Annotated in this window: 13 protein-coding genes; 10 read left to right on the forward strand and 3 right to left on the reverse strand. The window is 69.9% G+C overall.

The features are described 5' to 3' along the window. Window positions 1-34: 34 nt before the first annotated feature. Window positions 35-817 carry a hypothetical protein gene (locus tag ACZ6TB_RS43075; protein WP_465565768.1) on the reverse strand — a complete coding sequence of 261 codons (783 nt, stop codon included), beginning with the start codon at window positions 815-817 and terminating at the stop codon, window positions 35-37. Between the two features lie 223 nt (window positions 818-1,040). On the opposite strand from ACZ6TB_RS43075, the gene ACZ6TB_RS43080 reads away from it, so the two are divergent. Together ACZ6TB_RS43080 and ACZ6TB_RS43085 are read left to right on the forward strand one after the other, a co-directional pair. Continuing rightward, entirely contained in the window at window positions 1,041-3,212 is a 2,172-nt protein-coding gene (locus ACZ6TB_RS43080; protein WP_465565771.1) for an LPXTG cell wall anchor domain-containing protein, read from the forward strand. A gap of 272 nt (window positions 3,213-3,484) precedes the next feature. Then, window positions 3,485-3,709 (forward strand): hypothetical protein, encoded by a 225-nt coding sequence (locus ACZ6TB_RS43085; RefSeq protein ID WP_465565774.1) that lies wholly within the window; start codon window positions 3,485-3,487, stop codon window positions 3,707-3,709. Here the strand turns inward: ACZ6TB_RS43085 and ACZ6TB_RS43090 are convergent. Further along, window positions 3,677-4,093, reverse strand: coding sequence for a nuclear transport factor 2 family protein (locus ACZ6TB_RS43090; RefSeq protein WP_465565777.1), 417 nt, complete (start codon window positions 4,091-4,093; stop codon window positions 3,677-3,679). The genes ACZ6TB_RS43085 and ACZ6TB_RS43090 overlap by 33 nt on opposite strands. 113 nt (window positions 4,094-4,206) lie before the next feature. Between ACZ6TB_RS43090 and ACZ6TB_RS43095 the strand changes: the two genes are divergently transcribed. From ACZ6TB_RS43095 to ACZ6TB_RS43110, 4 genes are all read left to right on the forward strand, one after another. Further along, the gene (locus ACZ6TB_RS43095; protein WP_465565779.1) at window positions 4,207-4,578 is read left to right on the forward strand and encodes a YciI family protein; all 372 of its coding nucleotides are present in this window, start codon (window positions 4,207-4,209) and stop codon (window positions 4,576-4,578) included. Then, a complete protein-coding gene (locus ACZ6TB_RS43100; protein ID WP_465565782.1) occupies window positions 4,566-5,756 on the forward strand; it encodes an RNA polymerase sigma factor in 1,191 nt (396 codons plus the stop codon). Before ACZ6TB_RS43095 ends, ACZ6TB_RS43100 begins: the two co-directional genes overlap by 13 nt. Before the next feature lie 52 nt (window positions 5,757-5,808). Beyond that, the gene (locus ACZ6TB_RS43105) at window positions 5,809-6,588 is read left to right on the forward strand and encodes a GGDEF domain-containing protein (protein WP_465565785.1); all 780 of its coding nucleotides are present in this window, start codon (window positions 5,809-5,811) and stop codon (window positions 6,586-6,588) included. A gap of 435 nt (window positions 6,589-7,023) precedes the next feature. After that, the gene (locus ACZ6TB_RS43110) at window positions 7,024-7,680 is read left to right on the forward strand and encodes an RICIN domain-containing protein (RefSeq protein ID WP_465565788.1); all 657 of its coding nucleotides are present in this window, start codon (window positions 7,024-7,026) and stop codon (window positions 7,678-7,680) included. A gap of 12 nt (window positions 7,681-7,692) precedes the next feature. On the opposite strand, the gene ACZ6TB_RS43115 is transcribed toward ACZ6TB_RS43110, so the two are convergent. Further along, on the reverse strand, window positions 7,693-8,409 hold the full coding sequence (locus ACZ6TB_RS43115; RefSeq protein WP_465565791.1) for a peptidylprolyl isomerase: 717 nt from the start codon (window positions 8,407-8,409) through the stop codon (window positions 7,693-7,695). 184 nt (window positions 8,410-8,593) lie between these two features. Here ACZ6TB_RS43115 and ACZ6TB_RS43120 point away from each other — a divergent pair, with 184 nt between their 5' ends. Genes ACZ6TB_RS43120 through ACZ6TB_RS43135 form a run of 4 tightly spaced genes read left to right on the forward strand, consistent with a single transcriptional unit; the run spans window position 8,594 to window position 12,884 of the window. Continuing rightward, a complete protein-coding gene (locus tag ACZ6TB_RS43120) occupies window positions 8,594-9,847 on the forward strand; it encodes an ABC transporter substrate-binding protein (protein ID WP_465565794.1) in 1,254 nt (417 codons plus the stop codon). Between the two features lie 5 nt (window positions 9,848-9,852). Continuing rightward, window positions 9,853-10,803, forward strand: coding sequence for a carbohydrate ABC transporter permease (locus tag ACZ6TB_RS43125; protein WP_465565986.1), 951 nt, complete (start codon window positions 9,853-9,855; stop codon window positions 10,801-10,803). A 2-nt stretch (window positions 10,804-10,805) separates the two neighbouring features. Beyond that, entirely contained in the window at window positions 10,806-11,639 is an 834-nt protein-coding gene (locus ACZ6TB_RS43130; RefSeq protein ID WP_465565797.1) for a carbohydrate ABC transporter permease, read from the forward strand. A 24-nt stretch (window positions 11,640-11,663) separates the two neighbouring features. Next, window positions 11,664-12,884: an ABC transporter ATP-binding protein gene (locus tag ACZ6TB_RS43135; RefSeq protein ID WP_465565800.1), complete on the forward strand. Its 1,221-nt coding sequence runs from the start codon at window positions 11,664-11,666 to the stop codon at window positions 12,882-12,884.

Below are 12,884 nucleotides of genomic sequence, written 5' to 3' on the forward strand. Positions count from 1 at the left end.
CAACCGGCGGTACCCCCTTACGCACCAAGAGTGATCACTGCCAGTATCCCGACAGTTCGCCGACCAGGTAGCCGGGCTCGCCCCGCTTCACGCTGTGCTTGAGCATCGCGATCGGCACCGTGGCGTTGCCGTCGTCGACCTTCACGTACGGCCGGCCGGACCACGGGTCGCCGGGGCCGGGCGTGCCCGGAACGTAGTTCCACCGGGTGCCCCAACTGCGGCGGGTCACCTCGCCGAAGTACCAGACCGCGCCGTCGGCGAAGGACGACGTGAAGTCGGGTCGCTCGGCCATCACCTCTTCGAGGGCGGTCAGCGACTCCGGCGAGAAATCCCAGGTGGCTTCCGCGCGGCCGGTCTCGGCCACCCAGGACGGGAACGCGGCGGCGCGGGCGGCCAGCCAGTCGGCGAGCCAGGGATCGACGGCGGGCGCGGGCGCGGCCACGGGGGCCTCCCCCGCGGCGGCCCACCTTTCCAGAGCCTCGCGGAGAACGTGCGCGGACTTTTCCCGTACGGCCGCGGAAAGCAACCGCAAGGGAGCGATCGCCGGACCCGCGCCGGCCGGCGCGAGGACCGGCATGTCATCGCGGGAATCCCAGTCCCACCGGCCGCCGCCGGCCCGCCGGAATGCCTCGCCCACATAGGCCGTCGCCGATTCGAGAAAGCTGCCGCCGGGCACCCCGCGCGCGATCAGCTCCGATTCCAGAGCGTCGAGCGAATCGGCGGAGTAATCGAACGGGAAATCGGCGGGCAGCTCGAAGTCGCGCAGACGGTCGAGGACGATGTCGATCTCGTCCTGCCAGGTGGTGAGGCCGGTCATGGCGGCGAGCCTACTGAATCCGCGCCCGGCCGACCGGCCCCGATATGGCACAGATCGACGCCTGCCTGGGCTTTCGGCACCAAGATCCGATTTGTGCGGACAAGCCGCCCCCACGATTGATGATCGTCTAGATAAGGTCGGCCCTTCGCAAGGTCCGAACTGGACATACGGGGAAGGGCACGACGTTTTGAGCAAGCGGACGAGAAGCCCACGCGGGCTGGCGGTGGCGTGCGTTCTGGCCGTGCTGGCGACGGTGGTGGGGTGGCCGCCGGTCGCGGCGCAGGCGGCGCCGAACCTGCGGTGCGACAGCCGGTACAACATCACGAAGACGCCACCGAAGAAGAGCGAGCTGCCGGGCTTCAACGGCAAGACCGAGACGCCGAACCCGTCGGGAAACCGGCGCACCTACGACTACGCGAACCCGGGTGAGAACGCGCGCGGCATCAAGCTGCCCGACGACCCCGACGATTTGATTCCGTACGGGACGGACACCGGCAAATACCCGTCCGGCACCAAGGAGCACGTCTACGCGGCGTGGAACCGTTACGTCGAGCGCAAGAAGGCCGAGGGCAAACCGCAGCTCGGCTTCGACAAATGGCTCAACCGCTACGTGCCCAACCAGGGCAACGACGCGCGCGGCAAGGCGTACGAGAAACTGGTCGCCGAAGACCTCGGCCTGGGCGGCCAGGACTGGCTCTGCCAGGACAACATCCCGGGCAGCGACACGACCCGCAAATACGACGCGATCAACCACCGGATGAAGATCGCGTACGAGTTCAAGTCCGGCCGCACGTTCGACGTGGCGCAGCTGGTCAAGGACCGGGAGAACGCGGCGCGCAGCGGTTACAAGCTGGTCTACATCTTCGGCGACAAGCCGACCGCGAAGACCGTGCGCGAGCTCAGGGCGGCCGGGATCGACATCCACCGGATGAGCGCGACCGGCGTGGTCAACAACCGGGCGGTCCCGGTCAAGGGCGTGCCCAGCTCGCAGATCATGAACCCGCGCCCGAACGTGCCGTCCGGCGGCGCGCTCAACGACCTGGCCGCCGGCTCCGGCCGGAACAAGGCCGAGGCCCGGCTGATCGCCGACGCCGACGACGATCTGGCCCGCCAGTCGCCCCGGCCCGACGCGCGCCTGCGCCGGCCCGGCGGCATCGACTTCTCCACCATGGAACTGCGCTACGTCTCGGACGAGGCGACCAACGGCTTCGAGTACGCGTTCGAGGCCGACGACGTGGTCGAGGAGGAGGACGACCCGTCGTTCGGCGGCCTGGAGAACGCCGAGCTGTCCTCGGACTCGCTGTTCACCTGGCTGGCGCTGCCGAACTCGTCCTTCTGGGTGAACCTCAACCCGGACCAGCCCGACAAGGTCATCGACCCCGCGCTGGGCAGGACCGACGCCGGCCGGGTGCTGCTCGAGGCCGACTTCGCGCTCAAGAAGGCGCATGCCGAGCTGCTCGACCCGTCGACCGCGCTGGGCGACAAGTTCTGGGACGCGGTGCATTTCGACAGCGTCGAGACGTACCCGTGCCTGCCCCTGCGGCTCTGGATCGACGCGAAGCCGGCCAGCGTCCGCCAGGACGGCGGCAAGCTCTACATCCTCGACGCGCCGCTAAAGGCCAGCGCCGAGTACATGACGACCACGACGCTGCCGACCGGCGCCACGCCGTGCAAGCAGTCGGAAGCGGTCGCCAAGCAGAACGTCGCCGAGTACAACAAGATCATCCAGCCCGCGCTCGAAAAGAAGATCAACACCGAGCCCGAGTTCGCCGACCTGCGGCGCGTCTACATGAGCCGGATCGCGGCCGAGTGGATCAAGCAGCGGGACGCGAAGAAGGCCGGCGCGTTCCACGCGATCATCTCCTCGAACGACATCGCCCGCTGGCCGGCCCGCACCAAGTGGAGCGCGCAGGAGGTCTGGCAGCGGTACTACAAGTCGTTCAAGGAGGGCGAGTACCAGTACACCCGCGAGGTCTCCAGCGGCGGGCAGACGCTGACGCTGGAGTTCGCCCTCGGCGGCGTCGACTTCGGCAAGGCGCCGAGCGTCGCCATGCCGGCGAAGACCTTCACGACCCAGCACCCGGCGCTTCCGGCGACGGTCAAGGAGTCGGTGTACGAGCCGGTGGCGTACGCGAAGGCCGGCGACGACACCGAGCTGAGCTGGCTCGGCGGCGACGCCCTCGAGAAGCGCGACACCGGCGGTGGCACCGGCACCACGCCGCCGACCAGCGTCGTGGCCGAGCCGCCCGCCGGCGGTGGCGGGGGCGGCGAGCCCGGCCTGCCGATCACCGGCACGAACGTGACCGCGATCGCCGCGATCGGCATCCTGCTGCTGGGCGGCGGCGCGGCCCTGCTGTTCTGGCAGCGCCGGCGGGGACGGTCCTTCGAGGCCTGACCCACCGCTTCACCCAAGCTGACGCCCGGCCGTGCACGCCGTCACGGCCGGGCGTCACCGCGTCCGGCATCACCGCCGCCGCCCGGCGCGGCGTCACCACGTCCGGCATCACCGCCGCCGCCCGGCGCGGCATCACCACGTCCGGCATCGCCGCCGCCCGGCGCGGCATCACCACCTCCGGCATCACCGCCGCCGCCCGGCGCGGCGTCACCACGCGTCGGCCGCCGCGGCGTATTCACGCGTCGGCCGCCGCGGCGTATTACTGTGCCGTCATGGCGGAGATGCGGCGGTGCCCACGCTGCGGGCACCAGACCCGGGCCGACCGGATGGTGAAGGGCTTCGGCCGCGAGTGCGCGACCCAGCTCGGCTTGGTCGGCCGCACCAGCGACACCGGCCACGAGGGCCCCGACCTGCTCGACCTCCTCGACGACGAGCGGCCCGGGCGGTCAGGGCGGTCAGGGCGGTCAGGGCTCGAGGTCGACCGCGGCGCGGAATGAGCCGTCCATGTGGAAGGGCACCGAGTCGTGCTCGTGCGTGACCAGCCACCGGCCGTCGATGCGGCGCAGGCCCAGCGTCACGCGGTAGTGCAGGGTGAACTCGTGGCCGCCGGTCGAGGCGGTCATCGCGTCGATGCTGGTGGCGAACGCGACGTCGCCGTCGGCGGTGATCTCCAACGAGCTGACCTCGCGGCGGGGCGGCGCGTCGAACTTGTCGATCCACGCCTGCAGCGGCTTCGGATCGCGGCCGGCCTCGGCGCCGCCCAGGGGCGGGGCCAGCGAGAACGACACCACCTCGGTCGCGTTGTAGGCCTGCACCGCCGCCGCGTCGCCGGACTCCAGGGCCTTCGCCCGGGCCAGGATGACGTCCTTGATCTCCTGCATCTCGACCTCCTGAGGATTTACCTTCGCGGGTACGTCGAAGCAGCGGCGCCGGTTTCGACATCCTGGTGAGGCTCGTCGCGAGCCGGAGAGCCGGAGAGCCAGAGGGAGAGACCATGAAATACCTGATCCTCATCCAGTCGAACGCCCGGAGCCTCGCCGCCTGGGACAAGATGACCGACGACGAGCGCACGGCGTTCGGCCGCGACCACCTGAGCCTGTCCGCCGAGATGGGCGACGCCGGCGTGCTGGTCGTCTCGGAAGGGCTGGCCGATCCGGGGCTGGCCCGGTGGGTGAAGGTGCGCGAGGAGCGCACGATCGCCTCCGACGGACCGTACGCCGAGGTCAAGGAGCATCTGGCCGGCTTCTACCTGATCGACTGCCCGACCATGGACGAGGCGGTCGCGTGGGCGGCCAAGGTGCCCGACGCGAAGTACACCGAGGTCGAGGTGCGCCCGGTGCTCGACATGAGCGGATGGGAGTTCTGACCGGGCTCGAGGACCTGCTGCGTGCGTCCGCGCCGCGGGCCCTCGCCGCGGTCGCGCGCCGCTACGGCGACTTCGACGCGGCCGAGGACGCCGTGCAGGAGGCGCTGCTGGCGGCCGCGAAGCAGTGGCCCGACGAGGGCGTCCCGAATGATCCGGCGGCGTGGCTGATCCGGGTGGCGGCGCGCCGCCACATCGAGATGGTGCGGAACGAGCAGGCGCGACGGCGCCGGGAGGCGATTCCCCAGGATCCGCCACCGGAGGTACGCGGTGACGACGAGCTGACCTTGCTGGTGCTCTGCTGCCACCCCGCCCTGTCGCCGCCGGCGCAGGTGGCGCTGACCCTGCGCGCGGTCGGCGGCCTGACCACGGCCGAGATCGCCCGGGCCCTGCTCGTGCCGGAGGCGACCGTCGGGCAGCGGATCAGCCGGGCCAAGCAGCGCATCCGGGAGACCGGCGCGCGGTTCGCGATGCCGCCCGCCTCGGAGATCGGCGAGCGGCTCACCGGCGTACGACAGGTGCTGTATTTGATCTTCAACGAGGGATCGACGGCAAGCTCGGGCGGATCGCTGCACCGGGTCGAGCTGAGCGCCGAGGCGATCCGGCTGACCCGGCAATTGCGCGACCTGCTCCCGGACGATGGCGAGGTGGCCGGGTTGCTCGCGTTGATGCTGCTCACCGACGCGCGGCGGCCGGCCCGGACCCGTCCCGACGGCGCGCTCGTGCCGCTCGCCGCGCAGGACCGCGGGAAATGGGATCAGGCCGCCATCGCCGAGGGCATCGACATCATCACCGACGCCCTGAAGCGGTTCCCGGTCGGCCCGTTCCAGGTGCAGGCGGCGATCGCGGCCGTGCACGACGAGGCACCGGCCGCCGACCGCACCGACTGGCCGCAGATCCTCCAGCTGTACCGGCTGCTCGAGGCGCTCGCGCCGGGCCCGATGGTGACGCTGAACCGGATCGTCGCGCTCGCCGAGGTGGACGGGCCGCTGGTCGGGCTGCGGGAGCTGGAGTCGTTGTCGCCGGCGGTGGAGCACCGGGTGGCCGCGGTCCGGGCCCACCTGCTGGAGAGGTCGGGCGCGCGGGATGCGGCCTGCGGCGAGTACCGGCGGGCCGCGAAGCTGACGCTGAGCCTGCCCGAGCAGCGCTACCTGGAGTCCCAGGCGTCCCGCCTGTCCTGATTCCGCAGGGCCGCTCGCCGCGCGCCGATCTGCAGGAGGTGCTGACCAGCAGATGGCGGCCCGCCGCCTGGTAGGTCTCTACTGGATCCAGACCTGGGTGGCCGGCGTGCTCCACCTGAGCTTCGCCGTCATGCTGGCGATCGCCGTGGTCGGTCTGGTCCGCGCCCGCCGCCCCGGCAAGGACCTGCCCGGGCTGCTCGACGCGCTGATGATCTCGACCGGCGCCGCCATGCTCTCCTGGGTCTTCCTGATCGTCCCGTACGTCCGCGCCGACGACCTCTCGCTGCTGGACCGGGCCGTGTCGCCGGCCTACCCGGTCTCCGACATCCTGGTGCCGGCCGTGCTGGGCCGCCTGGTGACCGGCCGCGGCGAGCGCCCGGCGGCGTTCCGGCTGATCGTGGCGAGCGTGCTGGCGCTGCTGGTGGCCGAGGGCGCCGCGCCGCGCGGCCGGATCGTCGCGCCGGCCGTGGCCAGCCTGGTGGCGCCGGCCGTGCTCGCGATCGAGCGGCTGCGCGGCATGCCGATCGACGTGCCCGTCATCGTGGCCGGCCGCACGGTGCTGTTCCTGCTGGTCATCGCCCGGCTCCAGGGCCTGGTGCGACTGCTCTCCGGCGCGCTGCGCGCGGTCGAGGAGCAGGCCACGACCGACCAGCTGACCGGGCTGGCCAGCCGTCGCCGCTTCCACGACCGGTGGGCGGCCGCGCTCGGCGCGTCGGTCGGCCCGACGGCGCTGCTCTACATCGACCTCGACGGCTTCAAGCCGGTGAACGACGCCTTCGGCCACGAGGCCGGCGACGTGGCGCTCGCCTGGGCGGCGACGAGTTCGCGGTGATCCTGCCGTGGACCGACGAGCCCACCGCCGACGCCCGCACCGTCGCCATGTACGCGGCGAAGGCGGCAGGCCGCCATCGCGTCCACCGCGACCGCGAGCCGGCCGCTCAACCGCCGGCCCGGCGCCGGTTGCGGCATTCCGCAGCGGCCTGGACACGGCGGCGCCTCCGAAGAAACAGTGTGGCCGAAACGGGTGTGCGCACGGGGAGGAAACACTTGAGGCTGCTCAGAATCGCACCTACACCGCTTCCGCCGGGCTGAAGGGCGCCGGATGTCTACGCGGGCGGCTTCAAGCCGGACGGAATCTACGACGGCGTCGACGCGGTCGAACCCGCCTACCACCCGAACCACCCGAGACCGGGCGTGACACGTACAGCGAACAGACGTCCGCGGGGCGCGACCCGCCCTGTCGTTCGGCACCGAAGGGAGTACCAAGATGATCATGCCAATTGGCGCCGGCCGACGGCCGATCCGGACAATGCTGTCCCTGCTCATGGTTGCTGTCCTGCTCGTGGTGACGGCTACCCGGCCGGCAGCGGCCGCCGAGCCGGCGAGCGGCGTCGCGAAGCCGTCCCCGGCCGAACTGCGAGTCCTGCACGAACGAGCCCTTCGTCCGGCTCAGGCGCCGCGGCTGGGCGGCGGCACTTCCTCGAGGGCGACCATGCAGAACGTCCCCTCGCACCGATGCATCGGCATCAGTGCCGGCCTCGCCGGAATCTGGGACTGCACGACGAACGACGATCAGATGTGGCGTTGGGGCAACTGCCGCTGGGACGGGTCCCAGTGCTGGTACGAACTGGTCAACCAGAAGGAGGAGTGCCTGGCCGTCGCCAATCGCAGCACCGCGGCCGGGGCCCGCATCGTCGGTTACCGCTGCGTCTCCAGCCCGGACCAGTACTGGCTGCTGTTCGACAACCCGAGCTACCCGGGGACCAAGCTGCTGGCGAACTACAACGGGTTCTACTCGACCTCGTCGAGCTGGGTAGCGGGCGTTGCGGCGGGACGGACGGACAACGGGGCCGAAGTGGTGCTGTGGTGGCCCGACGGCAGCAAGAACCAGCAATGGGGCACGGCCCTCTACCCGCCGGAATAGCGACCGCTCGCCTCACCAGCTCCAGGCTTTGATGATCTCGGTGCGGTGGGCCGGCGCGCCGTCGACGGGGGCCGGGTCGTCGGGGGTGGGCTCGATGCCGCCGGCGGCCACCCGGTCGAGGGTGCGCAGGCCCACCGGGCCGACCGAGCCGAAGATCGTGTAGTTCGGCCGCAACGCGGAGTCGGCGTAGACCAGGAAGAACTGGCTGCCGTTGGTGTCCGGCCCGGCGTTCGCCATGGCCAGGACGCCCCGGGCGTAGACGCGGCGCGCGCCGGTCGGGTCGGTCGGCGCCGGCGGCAGGTTCGTCGGCAGCTCGTCCTTGAAGCTGTAGCCGGGGCCGCCCTCGCCCGTGCCGGTCGGGTCGCCGCATTGCAGCACGCTCAGCGTCGGGTACGCGGTGAGCCGGTGGCAGATGGTCCGGTCGTAGAAGCGGTGCCGCACGAGGTGCAGGAAGCTCTGCACCGTGCACGGCGCCGCCGCCCGGTCGAGCCGCACCGGTATCGGGCCGAGGTTGGTGCTCAGCAGCACCGGCGCGTAGCCGTGCGACGGCGTCCGGGCCGGGTCGCGGGGCAGCGGCACCGGGCGCGCGGCCGGATCGTCGGGCGTCGGCGTGTACTGGCAGGGGCCGCCGGTGGGCTGCGTGGGATCGCCGCCCGCCCACGCCGGGGAGGCGCCGCCGGCGCCGATCGTTACCGCGGACAGGACGGTGACCAGCAATGCCCGGATCATTCGTCTTGTTTAATCGACGGCTATTGATGCCGTCAACCGGTGCACCCCGGGAGATTCGCAAAATCGGATTAGCCACGACTCGCGCTTCCCAACGGGATGTGCAAGTCTGAAAACCGTTGTGATCTACGTCATAACCCAGTAATTGGCGGACGGAGGATCAATGAGGCTTCTACATCCGACAGAGGTGAGCGAACGCCCGGCTCGATGGACGGCGACCCTGTGCGTGCTCACCCTCATGGCATCACTCGCGGCCTGCTCCAGCGGTCCCCAGGGGACCGTGGTCAACCTGTACGGCGGAGCGAGCGGCACCGGCTTTGACAAGATCATCGCCAACTGCAACCAGGCGGCCGCGGGCCGCTACACGATCGTCGGGAACCTGCTGCCGAGCGACGCCGACGGCCAGCGCGACCAGTTCGTACGCCGGCTCGCGGCGCACGACTCGGGCATGGACCTGCTCGGCATGGACGTGACCTGGACCGCCGAGTTCGCCGAGGCCGGCTGGATCCGCGAGCTGACCGGCGACGAGAAGGCGCAGGCCATCAAGGACACCCTGCAGCCGCCGATCGACACGGCCACCTGGAAGGACAAGTTGTACGGCATTCCCCGTACGACCAATGTGCAGTTGCTCTGGTACCGCAAGTCGCTGGTGCCGACGCCGCCGAAGACCTTCGACGAGATGATCCAGATGGCGCAGCAGCTCAAGGCGCAGGGCAAGCCGTACGAGATCGGCCTGACCGCCGCCCAGTACGAGGGCTACGTCGTCAACATCAACAACCTGGTGACCGGGTACGGCGGCACGCTGGTCAACGCGGACAGCACGGCGCCCACCATCGACGACAAGACCGTGCAGGCCCTGGCCATGATGCGGCGGCTCGCCAGCTCCGGTGTCACCAGCGACTCGCTGTCCAACGCCCAGGAGCCGGAGGTCTTCGCCGACCTGCAGGCGGAACGGTCGGCCTTCTCGCTCAACTGGCCGTACGTGCTCAGCGCCATGCGCGAGGCCAACCCGAAGCTCGTGGACGACCTCGGCTTCGCGCCGTACCCGTCGATCAACGGCGGCGAGCCCAAGGTGACGCTGGGCGGGATGAACTACGCGATCAGCACGTACAGCAAGCACCCGGCCGAGGCGTTCGAGGCCGGCATGTGCATGCGCAACGAGAAGAACGCGCTGAGCGCCGCGATCGACGCCGGTGACGTGCCGGCCCTGGGCACCGTGTTCGACAACCCCGAGTTCATCAAGGCGTACCCGATGAAGGACGTCATGCTGACCGAGCTGAAGAACGCCGTGCCGCGCCCGATCTCGCCGGTCTACCAGAACATCTCCACCATCGTCTCCACCACGCTGTCGCCGCCCGGGAAGATCAACCCGCAGGCGTCCGCGGACAAGCTCCGCAAGTCGATTCAAGCCGCGATCGAGGGCAAGGGGATCCTGCCGTGACCGCAATGCCGACACCGGCGGCCGCGGAGACGGCCGATACCCGAATCGAAGACGAGACCACCCAGATCGCACGCCAGCGCGACAACGAGGCCAAGCGAGCGGAACGCAAGCTCGGGCTCCTCCTGGTGGCTCCCGCGGTCACCATCATGCTCCTGGTGACCGCCTACCCGGTCCTCTACGCGGTCTGGCTGTCGCTCAACCGGGCCGACCTGCGCAAGCCCAACGACAACAAGTTCATCTGGTTCGATAACTACATCACCGTGCTGTCCAGCCCGATCTGGTGGACCGCGTTCGGCGTGACCATGCTGATCACGGTGGTCAGCGCGGCCCTCGAGCTGGCCCTGGGCATGGCGCTGGCGATCGTCATGCACCGCACGATCGTCGGGCGCGGGCTGGTGCGGACGTCGGCCCTGATCCCGTACGCGATCGTGACCGTGGTCGCCGCGTTCTCCTGGCGCTTCGCCTGGACCGAGGATCTGGGCTGGCTCGCGCCGAGCGGCTCGGCGCCGCTGACCAAGTTCGGCAGCTCGATCGCGATCATCATCCTGGCCGAGGTCTGGAAGACGGTCCCGTTCATGGCGCTGCTGCTCATGGCCGGCCTCGCGCTGGTCCCCGAGGACCTACTGAAGGCGGCCTCGATGGACGGCGCCTCGGCGTGGAAACGCTTCTGGATGGTCACGGTGCCGCTGATCAAGCCGGCCATCCTGGTCGCGCTGTTGTTCCGCACGCTCGATGCGTTCCGGATCTTCGACAACATCTTCATCCTCACCAACGGGGCCAACCACACCAGCTCGGTGTCGATGATCACCTACAGCAACCTGATCCGCGGGCTGAACCTCGGCATCGGCTCGGCCATGTCGGTGTTGATCTTCCTCACCACCGGCATCATCGCGTTCCTGTTCATCAAGCTCTTCGGCGCGGCCGCACCGGGAGCCGACGCCGGAGGGAGGCGGTAACCATGCAGCCCGAGACGACCAACCGCAAGCTGATGTGGTGGGGAATCAACATCATCGTGCTGCTGTACGCGTTCATTCCCGTGTTCTGGCTCTTCTCGCTGTCCGTGAAGGACGCCGCCACGCTCAACGACGGCAAGTACTTTCCGACCAGCCCCACCGGGGACAGCTACAAGGCGATCTTCAAGAACGAGGACTTCGTACGCTCACTGATCAACTCGATCGGGATCTGCCTGATCTCGACACTGGTCGCCATCGTGCTCGGCACCATGGCGGCGTACGCGATCGCTCGTCTGCAGTTCCCGGGCAAGAAGGCGATCGTGGCGCTCGCCCTGCTGATCTCGATGTTCCCGCAGATCGCGCTCGTCACCCCGCTGTTCAAGATCGAGACGGCGCTGCGGCTGTTCGACACGTGGCCCGGCCTGATCATCCCGTACATCACCTTCGCGCTGCCGCTGGCGATCTACACGCTCGCGGCGTTCTTCCGGGAGATCCCGTGGGACCTGGAGAAGGCGGCGAAGATGGACGGCGCCACTCCGTACCAGGCGTTCCGGCAGGTCATCACGCCGCTCGCGATGCCCGGCGTGTTCACCACGGCGATCCTGGTCTTCATCGCGTGCTGGAACGACTTCCTGTTCGCCCTGTCGCTGACCTCGACGTCGAGGGCGCGGACCGTGCCGGCCGCGATGAGCTACTTCACCGGCGCCACCACCTTCGAGAAGCCGACCGGACCGATCGCGGCCGCGGCCGTGGTCATCACCATCCCCATCGTGCTGTTCGTGCTGGTCTTCCAGCGGCGCATCGTCGCCGGCCTGACCTCCGGCGCGGTCAAGGGCTGACCGACGAGACCCTGAGGAGCCGAAATGGCCGAGATCGTTCTGGAGCATGTCGTCAAGCGCTACCCCGACGGGTCGCTGGCTGTGGACGACTTCAACCTCGACATCGCCGACGGCGAGTTCATCATCCTGGTCGGCCCGTCCGGCTGCGGTAAGTCGACCACCCTCAACATGGTGGCCGGCCTCGAGGACATCACCGCCGGCAAGCTGATCATCGACGGTCAGGTGGTGAACGACAAGGCGCCCAAGGACCGCGACATCGCCATGGTGTTCCAGTCCTACGCGCTGTACCCGCACATGACCGTCCGCGAGAACATGGGCTTCCCGCTGCGCCTGGCCGGGATGGACAAGGTGACCATCCGGCAGAAGGTGGACGAGGCGGCCGAGATGCTGGAGCTGACCCAGCACCTGGACCGCAAGCCGTCCAACCTCTCCGGCGGCCAGCGGCAGCGCGTCGCCATGGGACGGGCGATCGTCCGCTCCCCCAAGGCGTTCCTCATGGACGAGCCGTTGTCGAACCTGGACGCCAAGCTGCGCGTCCAGATGCGTACGCAGATCTCCCGCATCCAGAAGTCGCTGGGCACCACGACGCTGTACGTGACCCACGACCAGACCGAGGCGATGACGCTCGGCGACCGGGTCGTGGTCATGCGCGCCGGCGTCGTGCAGCAGGTCGGCACCCCCGCCCACCTGTACGCCCACCCGTCGAACCTGTTCGTGGCCGGCTTCATCGGCAGCCCGTCGATGAACTTCCTGCCCGGGCAGCTACGCGGGGGCGGCACCGTGGTGACCGCCCTCGGCGAGGCCCAGCTGCCCGACCGGTCCCGGCAGGCGCTGGACAGCGCGGCCGGCGACCGGGAGGTGGTCGTGGGCATCCGGCCCGAGCACTTCGAGGACGCGTCCATGGTCGGCGACAAGCCGGGCGCGACCTTCGACGCGCCGATCGACATCGTCGAGGCAATGGGGTCGGACGTCTACGCGTACTTCACCGTCACGGGCGAGGGCGCGCACTCGGCCGAGCTCGACGACCTGGCCAAGGACACGGGCAACGACATGCACGGCGCCGGCACCTCGATCACCGCCCGGCTGGACGCCGCGTCCGACGTCCGCCGCGGCCGGAACGCCCGGCTCTGGTACGACACGGCGAAGATCCATCTGTTCGACGCGGCGTCCGGCAAGAACCTCCTCGCCGGCGACACCGCCACCGAACCTGCCACCGACGGCGGCAGCCACCGCGCCACCGACTGA

It is taken from the genome of Actinoplanes sp. NPDC051537 (genome assembly GCF_055586105.1).